At 60.1% G+C, this 22,623-nt stretch carries 14 protein-coding genes; 6 read left to right on the top strand and 8 right to left on the bottom strand.

Translation table 11 applies throughout. The annotated features are described in order from the left end of the window. Positions 1-88: 88 nt before the first annotated feature. Together E4J89_RS19840 and E4J89_RS17850 are read right to left on the bottom strand one after the other, a co-directional pair. A complete protein-coding gene (locus E4J89_RS19840) occupies positions 89-517 on the bottom strand; it encodes a hypothetical protein (RefSeq protein WP_240691976.1) in 429 nt (142 codons plus the stop codon). Between the two features lie 1,458 nt (positions 518-1,975). Further along, a complete protein-coding gene (locus E4J89_RS17850) occupies positions 1,976-2,728 on the bottom strand; it encodes a hypothetical protein (protein ID WP_136787559.1) in 753 nt (250 codons plus the stop codon). A 693-nt stretch (positions 2,729-3,421) separates the two neighbouring features. Here E4J89_RS17850 and E4J89_RS17845 point away from each other — a divergent pair. The 3 genes from E4J89_RS17845 to E4J89_RS17835 all read left to right on the top strand — a co-directional run bounded on the left by E4J89_RS17845 (position 3,422) and on the right by E4J89_RS17835 (position 7,391). Then, positions 3,422-4,213, top strand: a complete 792-nt coding sequence (locus E4J89_RS17845) for a TnsA-like heteromeric transposase endonuclease subunit (protein WP_136787558.1) — start codon at positions 3,422-3,424, stop codon at positions 4,211-4,213. A gap of 122 nt (positions 4,214-4,335) precedes the next feature. Then, on the top strand, positions 4,336-6,279 hold the full coding sequence (locus E4J89_RS17840) for a helix-turn-helix domain-containing protein (RefSeq protein WP_169304063.1): 1,944 nt from the start codon (positions 4,336-4,338) through the stop codon (positions 6,277-6,279). Continuing rightward, positions 6,276-7,391 carry an ATP-binding protein gene (locus E4J89_RS17835; protein ID WP_136787556.1) on the top strand — a complete coding sequence of 372 codons (1,116 nt, stop codon included), beginning with the start codon at positions 6,276-6,278 and terminating at the stop codon, positions 7,389-7,391. The genes E4J89_RS17840 and E4J89_RS17835 overlap by 4 nt, the downstream gene beginning before the upstream one ends. A 2,814-nt stretch (positions 7,392-10,205) precedes the next feature. On the opposite strand, the gene E4J89_RS17825 is transcribed toward E4J89_RS17835, so the two are convergent. The 4 genes from E4J89_RS17825 to E4J89_RS17815 all read right to left on the bottom strand — a co-directional run bounded on the left by E4J89_RS17825 (position 10,206) and on the right by E4J89_RS17815 (position 13,787). Then, positions 10,206-11,126 (bottom strand): dioxygenase, encoded by a 921-nt coding sequence (locus E4J89_RS17825; RefSeq protein WP_136787554.1) that lies wholly within the window; start codon positions 11,124-11,126, stop codon positions 10,206-10,208. A gap of 32 nt (positions 11,127-11,158) precedes the next feature. Next, positions 11,159-12,223 (bottom strand): maleylacetate reductase, encoded by a 1,065-nt coding sequence (locus E4J89_RS17820; RefSeq protein WP_136787566.1) that lies wholly within the window; start codon positions 12,221-12,223, stop codon positions 11,159-11,161. Beyond that, a complete protein-coding gene (locus tag E4J89_RS19485; RefSeq protein WP_169304061.1) occupies positions 12,207-12,350 on the bottom strand; it encodes a hypothetical protein in 144 nt (47 codons plus the stop codon). Before E4J89_RS19485 ends, E4J89_RS17820 begins: the two co-directional genes overlap by 17 nt. A 285-nt stretch (positions 12,351-12,635) precedes the next feature. Continuing rightward, positions 12,636-13,787 carry a flavin reductase gene (locus E4J89_RS17815; protein ID WP_136787553.1) on the bottom strand — a complete coding sequence of 384 codons (1,152 nt, stop codon included), beginning with the start codon at positions 13,785-13,787 and terminating at the stop codon, positions 12,636-12,638. Positions 13,788-14,329: 542 nt separating this feature from the next. On the opposite strand from E4J89_RS17815, the gene E4J89_RS17805 reads away from it, so the two are divergent. The 3 genes from E4J89_RS17805 (at position 14,330) to E4J89_RS17795 (ending at position 19,628) form a co-directional block, all read left to right on the top strand. Next, positions 14,330-16,366 (top strand): hydantoinase/oxoprolinase family protein, encoded by a 2,037-nt coding sequence (locus tag E4J89_RS17805; RefSeq protein ID WP_136787552.1) that lies wholly within the window; start codon positions 14,330-14,332, stop codon positions 16,364-16,366. After that, positions 16,363-18,330, top strand: a complete 1,968-nt coding sequence (locus E4J89_RS17800) for a hydantoinase B/oxoprolinase family protein (RefSeq protein ID WP_136787551.1) — start codon at positions 16,363-16,365, stop codon at positions 18,328-18,330. Before E4J89_RS17805 ends, E4J89_RS17800 begins: the two co-directional genes overlap by 4 nt. A gap of 161 nt (positions 18,331-18,491) precedes the next feature. After that, entirely contained in the window at positions 18,492-19,628 is a 1,137-nt protein-coding gene (locus E4J89_RS17795; protein ID WP_205754534.1) for a hypothetical protein, read from the top strand. 917 nt (positions 19,629-20,545) lie between these two features. Here E4J89_RS17795 and E4J89_RS17790 read toward each other — a convergent pair. Beyond that, entirely contained in the window at positions 20,546-21,253 is a 708-nt protein-coding gene (locus E4J89_RS17790) for a GntR family transcriptional regulator (RefSeq protein ID WP_136787549.1), read from the bottom strand. Between the two features lie 386 nt (positions 21,254-21,639). Beyond that, positions 21,640-22,593 (bottom strand): DMT family transporter, encoded by a 954-nt coding sequence (locus tag E4J89_RS17785; RefSeq protein WP_240691975.1) that lies wholly within the window; start codon positions 22,591-22,593, stop codon positions 21,640-21,642. Positions 22,594-22,623 lie beyond the last annotated feature (30 nt).

The raw sequence follows: 22,623 nt of genomic DNA, 5'->3' as shown, positions 1-22,623 counted from the left end.
GGTCGCTTGGAGCACCTTCGCGGCTCAGCCCTCGGATTCCGCAACCTCACCAACTACATCGCCAGATCACTGCTCGAAGCCGGCGGATTCAGACCGCATTTACACTCTCGATTCCGATGAGCCACATTTCCTCGTCAAATGTCATGAGCATAGTTTCGATTGCGCCGGGTACCGGGTTGCCGAGGCCATCTGTGCCGTTGATCCAAACAACGTCGGGGGGTTGAGCGGCATTCATGGCTTGAAGCGAGCCAACTGCAGTGAGTCCGTCATCATCGCTATCAGCGAAGATGAAGCACGGGGTATTGGTCATTTGAGAGAACTTCACGGCTGCGGAGGCAAGCTCGTTTGAGAGGCTCCCGGGATCCACGACCGTGATCCCATGGGACTTCCCTCCGAGTGCGTGGCGCAGGGCAACCGGCAGGAAAGCCCGCTCGGTGGCACCGTCTCCGATCACTACGCAACTCGAAAATAGAAGCTCCCCGAAGGGTCTCTCCACAAGCCTACGGAGCTTCTCCATCTCTTGCTTATGAAGGCTCGGACGAAATGCCCGATGCACTGCAGATCCGCCACTCGAAGCGGGACCGAGGTCGATAATTCGTGTTGAGCCACTTGCAGTCTGAACTAGACGGATCGAAGAAGGGTCAACCGAAGTAACGAGATGAGCCGAGTGAGTACTGACGACCTTCTGTCCGCGCATACCAACCAAGAGCTCAGCCAGTTCCATCGCCGCCTGCGGATGAAGGTGGGCCTCGGGCTCTTCCACGAGAGTAATTGGCGTTGGAGGAACAGCACTTCCATCCCGACCCAGACGCCGTTCGTATAGAACCCCCTGCACCTGCAGGGATGACAGGCTCCGCGATCCGGCACCATGAAATCGAATGGGAAGCGGGCCTCCTCCCGTGTCGAGGTCGATAGAAATAAGGCGACCCAATTCCTCCAGGCTCGTAGGAATTGGATTCAGTGCTGGAGAGCCGACACTGCCGACTAAGGAATGAAGTCTGGTTAGCTCGTCGTCAACTGATTTGAGCGTTCGGCTCTCAGTGCGTATTTGAGCGCTCAAATCCACGAGTTGGAGTTCCAATGGCTTACGTTGATCTTCGGGAACTTCTAGGTCTGAGAGCACCTTCCGTATGCTCGACCCCTGCCTTCCCAATTCATCGCGCAAGTCCCGACCTGTATTAATCAGATCCACAGCGAAGGCTCTTCGCTGTCGTGAAGACAACGGCATAGGTGAGGTCAGGCGCTCCCACTTTTGGCTGAGAGAATTGAACACCAAGAAGAACGACTCAGCTCTAGCACCCCCGCCTTCGGCAGAGCGAGATATCTTGGTTCGCCAGGCAATCCTCTCGCGAAGGGGAGTCTCACTAAGTGTCTGAATCTTATTCTCGAACAACTGAGTAAAGTTGGTTTCGAACTCCTCGTCGGCACCGACCGTAACCGGGGGGCCCGGAGCGATGATTACATCGATTTCGGGGGTGTCCTCTAGTCCTACGGAAAAATCGTCAACCTCAGCGGCGCGACCACCCAGTGCAACTTGCAGCGCAGAAATTATCCTCGACTTTCCCGCATTATTCCGTCCGGCTAACACCGTCACGTGAGGTTCCAACTCGACCTCGCAGGAATGAAGACCCCGAAAGGTCCTGATAATCAGCCGTTCGATATATGGTCCAGACCGGCCTGCATCGTCGGAGGGCACAGCTGACATTGCGTTCATTCCCCTAACATAGCCACGAGTCTGCAGTGCAGAAGTATATCGTGAGACTTGCTTATGTCTCATGATTGGGTTCCCAAGTGAGATTCAGGGGAAAGTCTTGCAAGCACGCCCCCGACGATTCGCATATACCCTATGCGCAAAAACCCGCTCAGGTGCCTGCTGCTGGGCGCCGAATCAGTCAACCTGTCGCCGTGCTCCCGATACCGGTAGCCGGTGGTACTGCTGGGCCAATGCTCTTGCTGATTTCCGCCTCAGCGCCTGTCAGCCAGGAAAATCTGCGGATACGGCGGAGGCACGACCTTGAAGTATCGAGAGGATCTCGAGTCGGTACCTTTGCTGCACACGGTGCCTGGTCCCCTTTTTCATCTCCGAGATTAACTTGCTAATCGACTCGGCGTGTCGGAATTCCCCTCCCGCAGCGAAGAAGGCTTTCAACCAAGGTTCCTTCTCCAGAAGGTAACCGCCCTCAGCGAAAGCACGGATCAGTTGCACGACGGCGGCTTTCCCGTTCCCCGTCGAGAGCCCGTTGTATTGTTCATCAACCATGCACTTTGCTGCCTCTAGCTGGACTGAATCGGGTGCGTCGTGGACTGAGCCTGTATCCAAATTACGCGCGCACATCCCATCAAGCCAATTCCGGACCATATCCGAGGGCGACCAGATGACCACAAAGAGACGTTCGATCTCATCATTGGTAACTAGCTTTCTGAGCAACTCGCAATCATCTTGCTCGTACGGATGCAGGACTGTGACCGCTCCGTTGAAGCGTTTGCTTTGCTGCGCAAGCTGTCTCAACTCGGAAATGCCCAAAATCTGTCGAGGGACCTTCTCAAAGGCGACATAGTCAATGAACTCCATGTCTGCGCTGTTCGGCTCTCGAAGTCTTCTTATGTCGGAGGCTGCGAATACGTAAGGGGGCTCGCCGAGCCAATCGCGGATCACGGCACTCTGGGGCACCATCAAAGTACCTCCCTGCGCCCAGGCTTCGCGTGTCATATAGGCAAGTTCAGTCATGTCCGGATACTCCCACACCCCTCCGACAATACGGCGCCGGAGGATTCTTCGTTTCGCAACTAACTCCAAGAATTGGCGTCTCCAATCAGGTGTACGCAACCGACTCTTGCCAGAGAGCGCATGGCTCTTTCTTGATGTCGTTTCCACGACTTCACCGGAGTGGATCCCCCCGACCATGATCAACCTTATGCTCTCTCGTCATGGGCACCTTCGCCGAGGTTGAACGGTCCCTGATCGAGGATCGCCAACGCGAAGGCCAAAAGGGGGGGGCGGCCGCGGACGCAAGAGTCCCCTCACTCCGAAACAGCAGACGGCGCGGGGAAAGCTGCTGTCCGGCGAACTGAGGGCCACTTGCCTTCAGGGCCAATCCGCATCCCCATCTCTGACACCAATAAAAGATTTCCACAGTCCTTCGTGACAGGGACGCATAAACGGTGTGTCGAGGGAAGCAGCATTCGAGGCCTACAGCGCGGTCAATAGCATCTGCCGTGGATTCTGGCGCCGCAGTAGGTTGAGCGAGTTTGGGTGTTGTGGATGGGGCAGCTGGGGGGGCGAAAATGAGAGGGTGCTCGTGACCCTCAGGAAGTTGCGTGGGGAACCGGTATGACATTTTGATTGAGAAGATGCGGCGGCAAGCAAAATAATGTTGGCTGTTGTATTGTTGCGGCCCGCTGCTTCTGTTAGCGTCAAGTTATGAGGTCCCCAGCGACACCTCGTGGGAATGAAGATGCGGGGGGCCTTTCCACCGTTGATAGCGTAGCAGGACTTGCGATTTCCACCAAGCTTAGACTGGTATTAGGTGATCGGGTAAGTCGCCAGATCCCCTTCGCAGACATTCCGGTGGAGGCAATTCTCAAGGCTGGGCCAGTACGGAATTTCAGTTCACATCGCCGTCAAAAGAATTTGTCCGGCAGATATTGGTGTTCAACCGTCATGGCACATGTTGTTTACGAATCGCTCTTTGAATTGGTCAGATTGCAGTTGGCGGATTTCGATCCGTCGGTGTGGCACATTTGTGCTCAACCATTTGAGATTTCAGGCCGCGTGGGTGGCCGGCCTGTCCGTCACGTGCCGGACTTCTTTCTGGCGCGCACTGACCGGTCATACGTCGTTGTGAACGTGACACGTGCGAAGCAACTGGACGACCCGCGTGTACAGGAAAGGCTCCAATGGGCCGGACTGATGTTTCTACTCCGGGGCTGGCAGCACGAGGTGTGGAGTGGCGCTCCTTTGGTCAAGACGGAAAACATCCGGTTCTTGGCAGGTTTTCGACGTGACTATCTGTTTGAGGGGGGACCGCTCACTAACGACGAAGTGCGCCGGTTGCATGGGATGACGATAGGCGAGGCAGCACTTGCCCTTGATCCCTATAGGCCGGGCAGCCTTTGCCGTCCCTTGCTGTTCAACGCCCTTTGGAAGGGAACCCTGACCGCCGACCTGGATCGCCCGCTGGGGTCGGACACCGGCGTGGAGGCCGTGAAATGACACTCCGTAGCTCGAGGCTTGGCGTGGGGACGCGCCTACTTCTCCACGAAGAAGTCCTGACAGTTATTGAGTTTGGAGCTGAATACCTGAAACTTCGAGACCAAAGCATGAGAACCTTTGCGATGGCAATCACGGATGTTTTCTCAGACGATTCCTTCCGATTGCTGTCGGAGAAAACAGACCCACCTGACTACTTGCAGGAGGTCCTGTCCAATCTGACATCCATACAGCAGGAGGCATTGCGGGAACGGGCCGGGCACGTGCAGGAGGTGCTGACTGGATACCGTTCAGGATCGGAGGAACTGAAGGAAGCCGACGAACCTCGGAGCGGCTACGGCCCGGCCGAACCGTTAGGCGCACGTGAGCGTCTGAAGGCGGACGAACTGGGCGTGAGCCTCCGAACCGTCCAACGGTGGGTTTCAGGTTACCGGCGGTCCGGGCCGGCCGGCATCATGGACCGGCGCGGCAGCCGTGTCGCATCTGTATACGGGAACCTGGATCCAAGGTGGGTCGAGGAGGCATGGCAACTCATTCGCGAATTTGTCGACAGGTCGACCATTTCCAAGGGCCTTGCCGTTCAAAAGATCCAGGCACGGGTTGAGGCCAAGCATGGCAAGGGAGAGGTGCGCATACCCAGTAGAGCGACGGCTTATCGGCACCTAACACGCATGGATACAGGGCATTACGCATTCCACGGAAGCGCCAAGACGCGTCGGTCCACCGCTAGCAGACCCGAGGGAACGTATGGGCGGCTGCGGGCAACGCGTGTTGGGGAGTATGTCGAGCTGGACACGACGGTCTTGGACGTATTCGCTCTGGACCGGGCTACCTCCAAACGCACGAAGGTGGAACTGACCATCGCCATGGATGTCTTCAGCCGTTGCGTATTGGGTCTGCGCCTGGCTCCGGAAAGCACAAACAGTGTCGACGTGGCCGAAGTGCTGTTCGAAACGATCGTGCCGAGAAAGCGGCCGGACCATTGGGATCCCGAGGCGCGCTGGCCTTACCCGGGGATGCCCACCGGCATAATCGCTGGACGGAAATATGGCATAGACATGGCTGGCCCCAATGCCTGCCCGGAAACGATAGTGGTCGACCATGGCAAGGTGTATCTCTCCGAACATGTGCTGAGCGTCTGCGCCAGCCTCGGGATATCCATTCAGTATGGCCGCCCATATCGAGGATCGGACAAGGCAGTCATCGAACGGTGGTTCCGCACTCTGCGCGAAGGCGTCCTGGAGACGCTGCCCGGCTACAAAGGGCCGGATATCTATGGACGTGGCCTGCACGTGGAGCAGGACGCGTTTTTCTACATTGACGAACTGGAGGATCAACTTCGCCAATGGATTGCCGGGGCCTACCACCGACGAACACACAAAGGGCTCTGCCTGCCCCGGGAACCAAAAATCGAGGTCTCACCCTACGACATGTTCGAATTCAGCATGCTGCAGACCGGGTACATGCAGGTTCCGCCCAGAAGCGACCTGGTGTATGACTTCCTTCCTATCGAATGGCGGAGGATCAACCACTACGGTGTTGAACTTGGCGGGCTTCGTTACAACGGGCCAGCCCTTGACGCTTACCGGAACAGTGAGAGCAAATACCGCGGAAGCAATCCCGGCAAGTGGCCCTTTAGGGTTAACCCGGCGGACTGCACTTACGTCCTCTTCCGGGATGAGCAGAACGGTCAATGGCATCAGGTGCCGTGGGAACATGCAGCGCGTCTACAGCAGCCCTTCTCCGGAGAGGATCTGAAACACGTCAAAGAGGTCCTCAAAGACGCGGGGGGACACCGGGACGGGCGGGCACTAACGGCTGAAATTGTGGCACGTTACGGGGTGCACATGACCGATGGGCCGGAGGAACACAAGGTTTCGCTGGCTGAGTACCGAAACAATAGCCGCCGGATTTCGGAGTATACGCATAACGGTCCAGCCCTTGCTCCGGCCACGATCAGGGGGCCGGATAACCCGTCTGCCCCGATCGACAGCCAAGACGAGCTGGACATCCCTCAAGATCAAACGGACGTCGAATACTACGGCCAAGCCTTCAGGATCCTCCCATGAAGCAGGTAAAGGCTGCCCGCGCAGGCTCCCTGTATTCCCTGTCACGTAAGGAAGGGTTTGCCCGTATGGTCCAAGGGCCGTCTCGGACCCGCCCAAATCGGATCAGTATCAGCGAAAGATCAAAGCTCTCGAATGCCGAACGCGCAAGATACGACGAGCAACGGGCAGACTGGCACGCCAATTTGGGTCCCATTGAAACCCCGCAGCTTCAGACAGCTAAGCAGAGCCTGTGGCAGATCGTGGGCAGCAACCGGCAGGACGGCGACCGGCTCAAAGGCAGCGTTGCGCTTGACGGTTTTGCAGGCCTGGGAAAGACCACCATCGTCAACTACTTCGCCCGCGAATACTGGCGCCAGCGGGTTGAAACCTACGGGCCCGTAACTGAGCAAGGACATGACAGGATTCCGGTCTGCCGTCTGGGCCTGACTTCCAACACCACAATGAGGTTGCTGAACAGCATGATGTGCGAGTTCTTTGCCTTGCCCGGCAGCCGAAGGGGATCGGCCGGGGAGCTTGCGGCTAGAGCTTTGGACTGCGTGTTGGCCTGCGATACCCGCGTCATCATTGTAGATGACGTACATTTCATCAATATGCAGCGGATCAGCGGCAGGGAAGTCAGCAATCACCTGAAGTGGATAGCGAACGAATTTCCGGTTACCTTTATTTTCGCCGGCATCGGACTGCAGCAGCGCGACCTGATGAACGAGGCGATGGTTCCGACGGAGGCGGTTCTAGCTCAGACAGCAAGGCGTTGGACCCGCATTGCTGTCCGTCCGTTCGAAGTCACCACTAATGCAGGCCGGACGGAATGGCGGAACCTGTTGTTAGCCTTGGAACAACTTGTGGTCCTATCCGGCTCGTACCGCGGCATGATCGCCGACGATCTGGCCGCCTATTTGTTTCAACGGTCAGGTGGGTACATAGGGTCTTTGATGACTTTGATTACGCGTGGATGCTATCAAGCGGTTGGTAACGGCACGGAGCGTCTGACGGCGACGCTGTTGGACACAGTGCCTTTGGATGAAGCAGCCGAGAGTCACCGCGGTGAAATCGAAGGGTCCTTCACCAACGGTACGTTCGCTGTCAAGGTCCCGCATCAGCGATCGAATTAGGAAGCGGTGCATGGCGCTAAGACGACTGCCTATCAGGGTTTATCCGGAAAATGACGAGGCCCTGCCAAGTTGGGTCGACCGGTACAGCGAACGCCTAGCAGTTACTCGTGAGGATTTTTTTCAAGCAGCGGGACTGTATCCTTTGGCCGATCGTAGGGCGAAGCCTAACTTTGCGATTCGCTTGGAAGAGGAGCAAGCCGAGTGCCTGCAGTTCGCAACTGGGATTCCAGCACAGCGCCTGCATGAAATGACACTTGCCAAATATAGCGGGCGCGTACTCTTTCTTGCAAAGAGCCGACGCGCGATAAACCGGCATTACCTTTGGGCGCGCGGAAGTGGTTGGCGTTACTGTCCCGAATGTCTTGCGGAACGGCCAGGTGTTTACAAACTCGATTGGAGATTAACGTGGGCTTATGCCTGCATCAAACACGCCGGTCTGCTGCGAGACGTGTGCCAACGCTGTGGGGGATACCCCGGAAGGAAACCGGACAGACTGCGCCAAATTCCTAAAAGCAACATCTGTCGCCTGCTGCTTCCCCAAAATTCTGAGCATGAGTACTGCGAATGCGATTTATCGACGCTTACGCCCCTGTCTATTCCCCAGGATAGCCCGTTGTTGGTTGCGCAAAAGTGGATAGAATCCATCATTAAAGATGACGAAGCTATCGCGCGAGAGGTGCGCAGCGTTCTTAACGACTTAAAGCTGCTTGCTGGACGCGCGTTGACTCTCCTTCCCGCGGAGAGGCTTCTGGAGTGGAACGGTCCGTCGGCGAGCCCGGGCATCCATTTTGACACTCCGGACAAGGCGGGTCTTGGAAAGTTTCCTCCGTCTTCCGCCGTTGCAACCGGACACGCTCTATCCTGGGCAACCGCCATTCTAAAGGATGACGAGCCTGAGGAATCGGTTGCAGCCATTCGCCAGTTGGTTGAAGCGGACCGCTGCCGAGGCGTGACGCATAACCCCACGGATATTATCCACAGTTGGGGCACCCCCTCTGACCAGCTGAAACACAAACTACTTAAGGCTGTATGTAGCGACTTGGGCCGCGTTGACATGCTTCGTTATCGGATTCGCAATGGCGAACCGCGCAAGGCGGATTTGGATCGTAAAGAGATCATGCAGCGGAGTCGGTCAGTGCCACAGTGTTTTTGGCCATCGTGGACACACGCGCTACAACTCGATCTCTCAATAGGGGTGCACACACTTCAGAGTGCTCTCAGCATGGGTGTCCTTCTGCCTGGATACAGGAGCAGAGACAGCAGTCTGGCTAGAGAGCTTTTGTCCACGAACATCGACTTGTCCGGCGTCTTTGGTAGGATGCGAGAGGATGCTCGTCGGAGCACCTTCCTAATGCTAACTGTCTTGAGTGAATTCCTCGACGCGCATCCTGCTCCCATCAATTACCAACAGAGGCGTCTAATACCTCTCGACAGGCTCCTTCCTATCCCCATGTGGCAGGCCGTTCACCGTCGAAACTTTGCTGATCAGCTAGACCCGTCGGTCGCACGGTCGTTCGTGTTCTATCGGATTACCGGTTCCTTACCGACAAGACCAGGCACCCGAAGCACCGTCCACCTTGAAGTCCAGAAACTGCTGGCCACTACACCCTTGGAAGTGCTTGGTGAATTGGACGAATTCGCTAAATCGGTCCTCAGGCATCACGACATTAGCGGCCCGCAGGTGTGGGAACCTCCAAGCGAATTACTGCAGGAACAGGGCCTTGAATCAAAGGCCAGGGCGGACGATTTAGCACCTAGGCTTGAACAGTTGGTCAAGTACGGCTTGGTCGAGCCTCGATGGATCGATCGAATAGGTGGTGAGCATCTAGGAACGTCGGGGCAGAAGGCACCAACCAACTCGCTTGAACGGAGTGTGCATGATGCTGCCATAGCGAAGGTCCCGATCGAGGTCATCGCTTTGCAGGTAGAGAGGGCACCTAGAACCGTCAGACAATACATACGCCGATTGGGACTGGCCGAGCATTATGATAACAAGCGAACCTTGGACGTTGAATGGTTGCGCCTTAAGTACCTTGATGAACGACGAACTGCTCCCGAGATTGCCGTCCAGACGGGGATGAGTAACAGCACGGTCCGACGGCGTCTCAAGGACTGTGACATACCAATGCGAAGTCGTGGAAGCGGAAGCAGGTCTCTTGGACTCTCAGCCGAACAACTCAGAACACTGCCCCCGGTCATCAAAAAAACAATTCAAAATGAACACTCGTTAGTACGTTTGCGGAATTTCATGGGAGCCGTACGGTACCCGACGTTGCAGGCTGCAGCCATAGCCCTCAAAGTCAGTACGGCCGGACTGATAGGGCAAATAAAGCGCCTCGAAAGCGATCTCGGCGGAGACCTTATAATTCGCGCACGGAGGAAGTGCCCTATGAGGTTGACCCAATTAGGTCGTGACCTAGTTCGCGCGGTGAATGGCAGCCATATCGAGGACCTCCAACCCAAGAGACGACAAAGGTCTTTGGAGTCGTAGCAAGGTGCAACGACTCACCGATGGGGAGAAGGACAGGTTCACCGCAGCCCCGAACCACTGACCGCCGAGTAAGAGCGCGAACCTGGGTAGGAAGTAACGAGATTCATCTGGATCGCATCATGCGGTTGCGTGGCGGGCTGAGCCTCTTCCGCATGAAATGCGCCTTCGGCCGTGGCATGCCGGACCGCGAGCGTTCTGAGAAACTGGATGGATAGCCCTTGGCAGGGAACGTATGGCAGCCTGGACGCCGATGAGCAACTTCGCCTCGCGAAGGAGAACTGTCGGGTCTGGCTGGAACTTTGAAGGCATCTGCCACAATGCGGCTAGGTGCCTTCTGGGGCGAGGACGATGTCGAATCGGGTTCGGGCCCAGGTTTGCTCGGCGATGTCGCGACCGTCGGGAGTGGGTGTGCCGGCGGCTTGCTGCTCGAACGTCTTGATCAATGATTCCTTCACCCCGAAGACGGAATCACCGATCTCGATCTGGGGGTCGCCCTTTACAAAGATGTGGGTGACGAGGGTGCGCAAGTTCTCCGCGGTGACCATGAAGTGCAGGTGTGACGCGCGGACCGGGGAACGGTTAGTGGCGACGAGCATCTGGCCCACGGGCCCGTCGTGCGGGATGGGGTAGGGGGTGGGTGTCAATCCCCAGAAGCTGTAGTTTCCGTCCTGGTCGGAGTAGAGATGGGCGCGTCCGGCGACGCGTCCGTCGGTGTACTGGACGTCGTAGAACCCGTCGTCGTCTGCCTCCCAGACCTCGATGCGGGCATTGGGGACGGGGTTCCCGGCGATGTCGGTGACGGTTCCTTCGACCCAGCAGGGCTGGCCAGCGGCTCCCCCAGCGATGTCCCCGCCGATCGGGATTTCGGGGGCGTCGTTGACGAAGAAGGGTCCGAACACGGTGGCTTCAGTTGCGTCGCCTATCGTTTCATTGTTGACCGCGACGGTTTGCATTGAGGCGCCGAGGACGTCGGAAAGCAGGATGAATTCCTGACGCTTGTCGTCGGTGATGTGTCCGGCATGGGTGAGGAACCCGATGCCCTTGTTCCATTCGGCCTCCGTGAGGCGGACTTCGCGAATAAAGTTGTGCAGGTGCTTCGTCAATGACTGAAGCACCTGCTTCAACCGCGGGTCGGGTGTGTCGTCGAAGGAGGCGACAACGGTATCTACGAGCTGCTGCTCAACAGCCTGCTGCTCGGGGCCAATAGTGCCACCGGTTCCGAGGGGGGCGGTGGTTTCGGTCATGAACAATTCTCCTAGCCGGTGGTCGTTCTCGGTCAGAGGCCGCGAGCGGTGCCTGCCGTGGCTGCACGGAGGAGCTCGGTGAGGTTCTCAGCGGTGGGCTTGCGGGGGTTGGACGCAGGGATAACGGGCAGGATCAGGTCCACGGCTTCGGGGATGCTCTCTTCGCTGAAGCCGTAGTCCTTCAATGCCTCGGGTGCGTCCAGGAAGGTGCGGAGGTTGTCCAGCCCGGCCACGGCGTCGTCGGTGCCAAAGGCTGCCGCAATCCGTGAAGTGGCCTCGGGTGCTTCGGGCGCGTTGAACGCGAGCACGTAGGGGAGCACGGTTGCGTGGGTCTGGGCGTGCGGCATGTTCCAGGTCCCGCCCAGGACGTGGCAGATCTTGTGGTGCATGCCGGACCCTGCGGAAGCAAACGCGACCGCGGCCAGATAGGCCCCGTACAGTGCTTGTTCCCGGCCGGCCAGACCCTGCGGATCCAGCTTAATCAGCGGGAGCCCGGCGTTGAGGGCGCGGATCCCTTCGGCGGCCAGGGCCTGGTTGATTGGATCCGCCCGTGGTCCCCACATCGAATCGACGCAGTGCGCCAGCGCGTTTAGACCCGACGCAACGGACAGGTCGGCGGGCAGTGACAGGGTTAGGGTCGCGTCATAGATCACAGTCGCGGGCAGTACCTTGTCGTCGATGCCAGTGGCTTTGTGGGCGGCTTGAGTCAGGCCCCAAACGTTGGTGGCCTCCGACCCCGCATAGGTGGTCGGTACGGCCACGATCGGCAGGCCCGAAGTCATTGCGATCGCTTTGGCCAAGCCCGTGGTCGAACCGCCGCCCACGCAGACCAGTAGGTCGATCCCGTGTTCGACTGCGGCTGTCCGGGCTTTCTTGGCCTTTTCGATGGGGACGTGCGGCACCACGTCGTTGTAATGCAAAGCCACCTCGATGCCGGAGGCGACCTCGGCGGCGGTCTGCGACTCGAATTTTGACGCGATCACCATCACTCTCTTCGCTCCGAATCTGGCGACTTCGGTAGCCAGGTTCTCGGCGGCCTTGGCGGAACCGAACAGCACCCGCTGTCCCAGGGTTACGTGCTCAAAAGTTGAGCTCAGGCGTTGCTTCGGGGGCGTCGTCATGGTTCTCCAGTTCGGTCGCGGTGTTTGCGAGTTCATCCGATGCGTCGGCCACGGCCGGAATGCTGGCGAGCGTTCTCGATAGCCGCTGCCGAGACATCTGCACGATGGCACTTTGGTTGCTGGACTTGCCCGGTGCTTTGGAACCCGACGGTCCCGGATATCGATGCGACATTTGATGATGCACCGCCGTTGCGGGCGCGAGCAGGTGTGCAGGTCGATGTCCTCCGCAACCATCTGCGTACCTCGTTGCTGCAGAACTTCACTACCGCGCCCCCGCCCGACGCCGGTAGCAATGGCCGCTCTGGAAGCCTGCCTTTCCTGGGGCATCGCGGTCCCTCCTTCCATGTAGATGGGATCGGCCAAATGTCACCGGCGCCGGTTGTTTCGCTCAGGCCCGGCCGAAAAGTTCACGTTCACGGGCGCGCAGCTGACGCGGCCTGTCCGCGTGCTCCCGCAGCACCTCGACTACCGCGCCCAGGTCCTTGTTTTCGTATGCTTCGACAAGTTTGCGGTGGTCGTTTAGCAACTCCGCGGTTGCATAGGTGGATCTGTTGATGGTTCGGGCATTCAGCCCGGGCAGGCCGAGCCGACGGTAGGTATCCAGCAGAATCTTTGATCCGGCTAGTTCCACCATGTACTCGTGGAAGCGTTCGTTGGCCTGGATCCAGGCTTCTGGATCCGTGAAGCGGTCATCCTTGATGAACTCGAACGTGGCCTCCATGTACTGGCGCAGCTGGGTAAGCTGGCCCTGGCTGACGCGGCCCACGGTGCTTTCGGCGACTCCAAGCTCGATCGCCAGCTTGGCGGTATAGGACTCGAAGATGATGCTTTCGGGTACCGGTGCAATGACGAATTGGCCGGCTTCGCGTCTTACCAGACCTTCGCTGACCAGGGCAATGAGTGCTCGGTGGACCAGATCTACGCCGACGGCAAGTTCCGCGGCCCAGCGGTCGAGATCGATGGCCTGGTCCACTTCATTCACGGTGGTGATGATGCGTTCACGGACCTCCCGAAGCACGGAGGCATCCGGGGCCATCTGCATCCGGCCAAATGCGCCGCGGAAGTAAGCGAGCGGGTGTCCCGGGTACGCAACGGCGTCCTCGACACGGGCCAGAAAGACGTAGTGTGTCCCCGCTTCGACCTGTTCGCTGACGCTGCAGACTAGGTGGGCTATGGCCCCAACAAGCAGGGGAGAGCCGTTGCCGTCCTTTTCGAAGGCCATTCCCTCGAACTTATCCGGAAGCTTCGAGGCGAACCGGCCGGCGAGCTGGACATGGTCCTCGGCCAGGACGTTTACGGCGAAGGTTCCGCTTTCTCGGATGGCGTGCGCACTCGTCGAGGACTTATTGAGGCAGATCAGCAGCATCGGCGGATCGTCGGTAAGGGAGGTGACCGCACTAGCCGTCGTGCCAAAGTTCCTGCCCCCGCTGCAAGTGGTGATGACCGTGACGCCGCTGGCAAACCTGCCAATGACGTCTCGGAAGGCTTGGGCTGACAACTGGACAGAAGCGGGGTTGGTATTCCCGCTGGTGGTAGTCATTATTGATCATCTCCTCAGTGGGGTGTCTCAGTGGGACGGCGGTCCTAACCCGAAATCAATTGACCATCGTTCGACTGTAGCACCATCATACAATCTGTGTAAGACTTGATGAGGCGCAGCTTACAGTCGTCCAGATCGACGACGTTAGATGCAATCGCTGGCTCGGCTTATGCCTCACGCAGCCATCCAGTGATGTCATGTTGTCAGGGAATCGCCTGCAGGACTGTTCGATTTCTGCAGGCGATGGCGAAGGAGTGCAAGGATGCATAGTTTTCCCCGATCCAACGAGACGCGGCTGTATTCCCCTCGGGAAACACTGGACCGCGAGTGTTCGGGCTGCGGCTCGGTCCGTGCTGCCGCGTACCGCGTCCTGAGCGAGGGCGGTTGGTGGGATGTCGTGAAATGTCAAGACTGCCTGAAGTCGCTGGAGCGAGTGCGTGCGCCGCGACTGGGGGTGTTCCGGCCAATGGTCGGCGCGACCTTGATGGAAGGACCGCCTGAGGGGTTCAAACATCACGAATCGGACCACAAGGAGGCCGCAGATGTTCGGAGTTGACGTTGGGGGAACTTTTACGGATGTGGTCGCCGTCCGGGATGGCGCGATTTCGGTCACCAAGGTGCCCAGCAGTCGTACGAATCCCTCCGCACCCGTCGTGGAGGGTGCCCGGAGACTGAACGTGGCGGGCAGTTCCACGTTCAACCATGCGAGCACCATGGGCCTTAACGCGGTGATCGAGCGGCGGTTGCCCAAGGTGGCATACCTGACCACCGAGGGGTTCCGCGACGTGCTGGACCGCGGGACCGTCCACAGGCCACTCGACGCGCAAACGGACCCTGCCTGGCGCCGCTCCTTCGGCGATGCCAGCCGGCCGCTGATTCCCCGGTATCTGCGGCGCGGGGTTAAGGAGCGTATCAAGGCGGACGGCAGCGTGCTGATCCCGTTGGACGAGGAACACGCCCGCAGCCAGTTGGCGGTTTTGAAGAAGTGCAATGTTGAAGGCATTGCCATCTGCACGATTAACGGTTACGTCAACCCGAGCCATGAGATCCGCCTGCGAGAACTGGTGCGGCAGGCGTTCGGAGAAGGATTTCCGGTTTCCATTTCCTCCGAAACGTCCCCTCTGGCCAAGGAGTACGCCAGGGCCTCCACGACCGTCATCGATGTCATAATGAAACTCCTTTTCACAGAATATTCGACCCGTTTGAACCGGGACCTGAGGGACCTAGGGTTCGACGGCGAGCTGAACTTTGCTGACTGTGCGGCCACCTTGCTGCCCTGGGAAGAAGCCCTGAACAAGCCATTTCGGATTGTTTTCGCGGGGCCTGCAGCCGGCACCATCTCCAGCGCCCGTCTCGGTGAGGCCCTTGGCGAACGCAATCTGTTGTGCGCCGACGTGGGCGGTACTTCCACGGACGTGTCACTGATTGTGGACGGCAAACCGTTCATTCAGAACACCTTCGAACTCGAACACGACATGGTGATAAACGCCCTCTCCACCGAGGTCTCCAGCGTGGGAGCTGGCGGCGGGAGCCTGGTCAGCGTTTCCCCGGCAGGCGGCATCCAAGTAGGTCCCGGGTCGGCGGGAGCCGAGCCAGGACCGGCCTGCTACGGTCGCGGCGGTACGGTGCCGGCAGTTACCGATGCCTGTCTTCTGATGGGCATCCTCGACGGGGAATCGTTCGCCGGCGGCGAGATGAAACTGGACAAGGTAGCGGCACAGCAGGCCTTCGCAGCACTGGACACGCCGGTGGCTTTCGAGGAGCGGATACGCTCTGCCTACCGTTTGGCCGTGGCCCACATGGCCGAGGAAATCCTCAACGTCGCCGTCCGCCACGGCGTGGACATTCGAGATTTCTCCCTCATGTCCTACGGTGCAGCCGGACCGATGCTGCTGCCGGCCGTTCTGGATTTGTTACCGCTCAAGAACGCGGTGATCCCGCCGTATCCCGGCCTCTTCTCGGCCTTGGGCCTGCTGTCCACCGACCAGGTATTCTACGATTCCCGCAGCGCCTACGTGGTGCTCTCCTCAGACAGCGCGGAGCAAATCGCCGGAGTCTTTGGCGAGATGGAACAGGTGCTGCGGGACCGTGTGGGTGCCGTCGCCGAGGGGCTTCCTGTCCGCAGAAGCTTCGACGGCCGGCTGCTCGGCCAGAGCTGGGAAACCCCTTTCATTCGGATTCCCGACGGCGACATCACAGCCGGAACCATAGGTGAGATGGTCGGCGCCTTCCATGATGTTTACGAGGAGCGCAACGGCAACCGCTTCGACCAGATTCCAGTCGAGGGTGTGACCTATCGGGTGGAACTCGTCGTCCCCGCGGACAAGGTTGAGTACATCCCCGCAGACGCGGCAGCGCCGTTCGCTGCCGAACCGGAACGGGTTTTCACCCTCGACTATGTCGCCGACGGTCCGGTTCAGGCCCGTGAGTACCTGAGGGAGAAGCTGTCCGTCGGCGCCACGGTACAGGGGCCGGCGGTCATCCGCGAGGACCTGTCGACCACCTACATCCTGCCCGGGCAGCAGGCGCGGATCGGGCTCTGCTCAGAGATTGTGATTGAAAGGATGGGTCAGGAATGACACTCACTAGCGAAAGCCGCCCTGTCGGAGTGGCCCTTATCCGGGATCTGAATGAAGAGGAGTTCGCCGCCCGTTACGGGTGCGACCGCTACACCGCCACCGTCCTGAGCAACCGCTTCGACTATCTCGTGGAGCACATGAGCGTCCGCCTGTTGACCGGTGCATTCTCTCCGATTTTGCGGGACTTCTACGACCTTGCCTGCACGATCAGTGGTCCGCCGTCACTGGGTTACCAAGTGCCGGCGGCCAGCAATGGGATCGTCCTGATGGCCGGCACCACCATTGATGCCGTGGCCAATATGGTTGAGGAATTCGGTGCGGATCGGCTTCAGCCTGGCGACGTGCTGATCGCCAACGACCCCTACCGCACCGGCAACCATAACAACGACCTGCTGTTCGTACGCCCCGTGTTCCACCACGGCGAAATCGCGGCCTTCGTGAACTTGAACGCGCATCAGTTGGACATGGGCGGCACTGTGCCCGGCGGCTTTAGCGCCTCAAAGCAGAACGTCTATGAAAACGGCCTGGTCCTCTCGCCGCGGCTACTGATCCGCGGGGGCGAGCCGGTGGCGGAGTCCTGGAACGTTATCTTCGACAACGTCAGAATGGCCGAGATCCTTTATCCGGACATGCAGACGGTGTGCTCCAGCCTGGAGCTGGGGGAGAGGCTGGTCCTGGAATCCATTGAACGCTACGGCCTTGGTGCGGTCCACGGGACGATGGAGTACGTCTGTGACCTGGGCGCTGAGCATATGTCGACTTCCCTGGCGGTACTGCCTGACGGAGATTGGACGGGCTCGGAGCGGATCGACTGCGACGGCGTGGACGACAGCGAGGACTATACGATCGAAGTGGCCGTCCGTAAGCGGGGCAGCCGCATTGAAGTGGACTTTTCCGGAACCTCACGGCAGGCCCGCAGTTCTATCAACGCCACCTCTTGGGACACCAAGACCAGCGTGGGGATCACCCTCAAGTACCTCTTTGACCCGCACGGCAGGTTCAATTCCGGCTTGTACAGGGACGTCGACATCATTCTGCCCGAAGGCACCATGCTTTCGGCGCTGCCGCCCGACGGGTGCGTTTTTATGTATTTCGAACAGTCCACGGCGGCTCTGAGCGCATTGTTGAAGGCACTCTCGGCGGCGCTTGGACCGGCCGCGCTGGCCGGCGACCGCGGCAGCACCGATATCCACACCGCTTTCGGAACGTATGAGAACGGGACACCCTGGGTCTCGGCGCTGCAATGCGGCGGCGAGATTGGCCCTTATGGCGCAAACCAGTTCGGGGACGCCGATAGCCAGTGCATGAGCTACTTGGCAAACGGTGTCGCTCCGGCCGTGGAAGCGATTGAAAAGGACAGTCCGGCGGTGATCCTCCGGCACGAGCCGCGAATTGATTCGGCAGGCCCCGGCCACTTCCGGGGCGGTGCCAGCATGATCCGCGACACCTTATGGATTCTTGATGCCAGTCACTCGCTGACGGAGCTGCGATACAAGAGCGTGGCCGGTTTTGGGGTGAACGGCGGTCAGGATGGACGCCGTGGGGGAATCTGGATGTTCCCTCCTGCCGCCGATGGCTCATTTCAGGAGCCGGACGCGACGATTGAATCGTTCGGCCAGGGTGAGGCTTGGGCAGGGGTGATAGATGCCGCCACAAACCTGCCTTCCGAGACCGGAACTTTCATCTATCCGTTCCGTCCCGGGGCGAACCGGTCGGTGGCCAACTCCGTGCTGCGCTACCTGACAAATGCCGGTGGCGGCTGGGGAAATCCGATGACCCGTGACACAGCCAAGGTCCTCACCGACGTTCGGGATGGGTACGTCTCGGTAGAGGGAGCGGCACTGGACTATGGCGTGGTACTGATCGGCGACCCGGAAATGGACCCGGAGGGGCTGAAGGTGGACGAAGCTGCCACGGCGCGCATTCGAGAGAAAAAATCACAACTGGCGTCGCAGGTCACATGATTATAGTATCGTCATACAATCCATCGTGTGATCCCTAGGAGCTTCTGATGACCACGAGTCTTTACACGCCGACTTGGCCTGCCGCGGGCCGGGGGCAAGCCGGTCCCACTCCAGATGAACTAGTTGCTCGGGCAACAGATCTGCGCCCTCGGCTCCGCAAGATGCAGGCCGAGCACGAACAGCTGGGTGGCTACTCGGAGGAAATTCACCAGGAATTCCTGGAGGCGGGCTTCTATCGCATCCTCCAGCCCCGCCGCTTCGGGGGACTGGAGTTGGGGATCGATGATTTCGTACGGGTGGGCGTTGAGATCTCCCGCGGCGACCCGGGTGTGGGTTGGTCCTTTGTCTTGGGTGCCGGCCACGCATTCCATGTGGGCTCGTTCTACGGCGAGCAGGGTCAGCAGGAGCTGTTCCGCGACGGGACATTCATCGCGCCAGGGCGGACGATACCTTCGGGCAGAGCTACCGTCGCCGACGGCGGCTACCGCCTCACCGGCACCTGGGACTACTGCTCGGGGTCAATGTGGAGCACACACGTGCTTGTGGTGGCTCCCACCTTCACAGCGGACGGGGAGGCACTGGGGCTGCGAATGTTTGCGCTTCCGCGCAGTGACTACACAGTGTTGGATGACTGGGGGGGCGACAAGACCATCGGCATGCGAGCGTCCAGCTCCAACTCGGTGAAAATCGAGGACGCCTTCGTCCCCGACCACCTCAGTATTGTCTACGACTTCCGCGAGCATGTACTGGGTGCGGAGGGGACGGTCGGATACCAACTGCACAAGAACCCTATGTACCTGGGCCGTACCATGACATACTTCAATGCGGAACTGGTCGCTACCCAGATCGGCGCGGCCTGGGCGGCCGTCGATGAGTTTGAGAAGCTGATGGAGGCCCGGCAGGCCAGCTTCCCGCCGCGCCTGCCGCGGCTGGAAGCTCCCGAGTACCATCGCTGGTTCGGGCGCCTACTGGCATTGGCGGATTCCGCCGAGACGCTGCTGCTGGCAGGAGTTCGCCAGTATGCAGAACTAGGCCGCCGGTGGGAGGCAACGGGCGAGGAGTTCACTCCAGAGCAGGATGCACGGTTGCGGGCCGTAGTCCAGCAAGCTGCACGCTTGGCCAACGACGCCGTGGAGTTGGCCTTTTCAACTGCCGGCTCTAGCTCCGCCAAACGCGGCTCTGCCATGGAGAAGTACTACCGCGATGTTGCTATGTACAAGACACACATTGCGGCACAGTGGGACGTCACTTACGGCGCAGTTTCACGTTTCCACTTTGGCCAGCCTCTGACGTTCTAGGGCTTCTCCCACGCATGCAGCGCCCGATCCGCTCCTTGAGAACTGGGAGCTGCGGCGCGCTGCATGCGTCCCGCTGATCCATTTGGCCCCGGGGGTGAGGTAACTGCTGGCCTCTGGCAGACCAAAGTCAGCCAAGGGCCTGCAGAGATGCAAGCAGCACTCCCAGAAAGGGGCTAGCTGGAGTCAGGACCGAAGACTCGCAGGGTAATGGGCCTGATCAGCATAGAAAAGGTCCCTGGCATCTGTCCGGGTGAACACAACCGGGGTCCGCCGCCGATGGGTCCCCTCGAAGCAAGCTGGTCATGACCCAGCATCCTGCAGAGGCTTCCGTAAGCGGAACCCCGTAATCTACCGCCCTGGAACGTTCGATCCGGTGTTGAATGGTGTGCCGGAGCTCCCTGCCGGGAAGTCTGGACCAGCGACGAGTGGGGATTTACAGCACCCCCTTCCACCGGCGGGTCGGGTGCAGGTTCTGCGTCCGGCATAGCCACCCAAACGCGTGGACCTGTTCATACGCCGGAACACAAGGCGACACCGACCCGATGTGGGCCGTCCCAGTACCCAAGATTCCCGCCGTGTGAGGTGGCCAGCGAACAGCGCCCGGACGCACATCATGGTTCCCGACGTGTTGAACGCAGGGAGCGATCTCGATCCGGGGCCGTCCTCGATGAATGTAGGTGACCGGTGTCCGCAAGCCGGAGGGGCAACTCTGAAGTGCAGGTGGGAGGCTCGCGCCGGAAGCGGCGGGCCGCGCCTCATCTTCCTGCCCTTCCCGATGTGAGGCAGCGGACGGGGACAGGGTGGCCGCGCAAAACCGGCTTGAGTGCTCACATCACTTTTCAGCGCGCATTGACGGGCGGGGTTGCCTCTTCGTCATCGTGCTCGCTAGGTCAGCACCAGCCTTGGCGGTACGCCCCCTAGGATCCCTCGGCTTCCTCCAGACTCTGCAGCGCCCGCTCGACAACGCGAAGAATGTGGCGAGAATACAACGTTCCGGCGCGCTCACCGTCGCCGCGCTGGATGGCTTCAACAATGCCGCGCAATTCCTCTACCGCAGCGGAGTGGCCTTCGGCAGGCATGGCCACCGCGCGGAGCACGCGGACGCGCGCCTGAATGCCCTCCGTGAGCTGCTGCAGGACCGCGCTGCCGGCGCCGTCGATGAGGACGTCGTAGAATACGTCCTTGGCAGTCAGTACGCTGGCGGCATCACCGCCGGCCTCGGCCACCTCGGCAAAGCTTTCCGCCGCGGCCGCTAGCTTCATTATCTGTGATTTGGATGCCCGTTCGGCAAATCGCCTCACCACCACCGCTTCCAGGGCTGCCCTTGCTTCGTAAAGGTCTCGGGCCTCTTCCAAGGAGGGTGCGCTGACGATGGCGCCCTTTTGCGGCACCACGGTAACGAGCCCCTCCGAGGTAAGTTCCCGCAGTGCTTCCCGGACGGTGGTGCGCGAGACTCCGAGCTGTTCAATCAGTTCCCGCTCAACGAGTCGCTGGCCCGGCTTTAGCCGGAAATCCAAGATCGCGGCGCGTAAGGCCTGGATAACCTGCTCGCGTAGAGGCGCAGCGATCCGGCCCACCGGGCTCGCCGCCCAGGCATCGGCTAGTGAGTTCGTTGAAGTGGACATGGTGCCTCTAGTAATCCCTAGGATTGGATGAACATCATACAATCTCACATGCTATTCCATGCAGTCCGTCCATGTCTCGTGGCAGCTAGCGACAGAGGCCAGCCGGAGGCACGAAGACTGCAGGCCCCGGTCTTGCAGCCGCCCACTGCGCGGCTGCAAGACCGGAGTGAGTTGGGCAGGCCGCTCGGGGCGCCGTGGCTATTCGACCTAGGCGGGACAAGGGGCCCGTGGTGAGAGTTCGCCCGATGGCTCGCCCGGCGGGACGCAGCGAGGACAGGCGTGCCCGCTGTGGACTGGTGCACGCCACGCTACCCGCCCGCAGACCTGCGGCACCTGCACCGAAACCCGGACCGAGGCCCGGCTGAGGCGGACGACGCTGCGGGTGATCATGTCCGCTCGCCCGCATTCGTCCCTGAAGCTGCGGGCACCCGGCCGGAGGCCCGATCGCCCACCGGCAGATTGGCGATCAGCACGGCGCCGCATGCAAGCAGAACTCCGGCCAGCGTCGGCGCCGTGACCCCAGAACCGGAACGGGGAAAGGCGAGGTCCAGGAGCAGGCCTATGGCGCTCTGGCCCGCAATCATGCCAAGAACAAGCCGCAGCACCCCGACGGTGTAGGCGGCAAGGGCGCTGGCAATGGCGATCCCTGCCCCCAGCGCTCCGCCCACCCAGCCCCAGGACGGGACGGGTCCAAGCGTTCCTCCATCGACCGCAATTATGGCAACGGGGATGGACAGGGCGGCGGCGCCGCCGACAAAGTTGACCAGTCCCATGGCCAAGGGCTCGCCAGTGGCCTGCGCCAAATGGGCATTGCCTGCCTGCTGGATCGACACCAAGGCCCCCACCGCTACGAGGAACACGACCAGGACCAGTGGGATCTGCCCGGCATGACCCACGGCGCTAATGACGACACCAGCCAAGGCACAGGCGGCGCCGGCCATGCGCTGCGGTGTAGGCAGTTGTCGGCCGGCCGGACCGAGGCCGAGGGCATCCGTCACCAGGCTCCCGATCAGTTTGCCGAGGACCATGGCAACGGCAAGTAGGGCAACGCCGAGGACGGGAGCTGACATGGCGTTGGCAAAGACGGCAGTTGCCCCGATTAGCCCGCCGAAGAACCACCAAATGCGCACAGGGTTTCGCCCGGAACGCAGTTCGCGCCACGCGCGTGTAACGGCTCCGCTCACAAGTGCAAGACACAAGACAATAAGCAAGGCAGTGCCGTTGTTGACGGCTGCCGCAGCCGCAGGCGAACCTATCACCTGCCCTAGATGCCCGTTTGTAAAGGACTGTATCGAGACTGCGGCGCCGGACACCAAGGAAAGCGCCAGGCCGCCCCACATATGAAAGCGGGACGGTTCCCGACCCCCGGA

Origin of the sequence: Arthrobacter sp. CAU 1506 (genome assembly GCF_005047635.1) — a bacterium.
Taxonomy (GTDB): Bacteria; Actinomycetota; Actinomycetes; order Actinomycetales; family Micrococcaceae; genus Crystallibacter.
Note: the sequence above shows the minus strand (reverse complement) of the source record. Positions and strands in the feature narration are given on the sequence as shown.

Excerpts from the sequence above, each read along its gene's own strand:
- E4J89_RS19840 (WP_240691976.1), bottom strand. The coding sequence starts at position 517 with ATGGAGAAGCTCCGTAGGCTTGTGGAGAGACCCTTCGGGGAGCTTCTA.
- E4J89_RS17850 (WP_136787559.1), bottom strand. The coding sequence starts at position 2,728 with ATGACTGAACTTGCCTATATGACACGCGAAGCCTGGGCGCAGGGAGGT.
- E4J89_RS17845 (WP_136787558.1), top strand. The coding sequence starts at position 3,422 with ATGAGGTCCCCAGCGACACCTCGTGGGAATGAAGATGCGGGGGGCCTT.
- E4J89_RS17840 (WP_169304063.1), top strand. The coding sequence starts at position 4,336 with ATGGCAATCACGGATGTTTTCTCAGACGATTCCTTCCGATTGCTGTCG.
- E4J89_RS17835 (WP_136787556.1), top strand. The coding sequence starts at position 6,276 with ATGAAGCAGGTAAAGGCTGCCCGCGCAGGCTCCCTGTATTCCCTGTCA.
- E4J89_RS17825 (WP_136787554.1), bottom strand. The coding sequence starts at position 11,126 with ATGACCGAAACCACCGCCCCCCTCGGAACCGGTGGCACTATTGGCCCC.
- E4J89_RS17815 (WP_136787553.1), bottom strand. The coding sequence starts at position 13,787 with ATGACTACCACCAGCGGGAATACCAACCCCGCTTCTGTCCAGTTGTCA.
- E4J89_RS17805 (WP_136787552.1), top strand. The coding sequence starts at position 14,330 with ATGTTCGGAGTTGACGTTGGGGGAACTTTTACGGATGTGGTCGCCGTC.
- E4J89_RS17800 (WP_136787551.1), top strand. The coding sequence starts at position 16,363 with ATGACACTCACTAGCGAAAGCCGCCCTGTCGGAGTGGCCCTTATCCGG.
- E4J89_RS17795 (WP_205754534.1), top strand. The coding sequence starts at position 18,492 with ATGCAGGCCGAGCACGAACAGCTGGGTGGCTACTCGGAGGAAATTCAC.
- E4J89_RS17790 (WP_136787549.1), bottom strand. The coding sequence starts at position 21,253 with ATGTCCACTTCAACGAACTCACTAGCCGATGCCTGGGCGGCGAGCCCG.
- E4J89_RS17785 (WP_240691975.1), bottom strand. The coding sequence starts at position 22,593 with ATGTGGGGCGGCCTGGCGCTTTCCTTGGTGTCCGGCGCCGCAGTCTCG.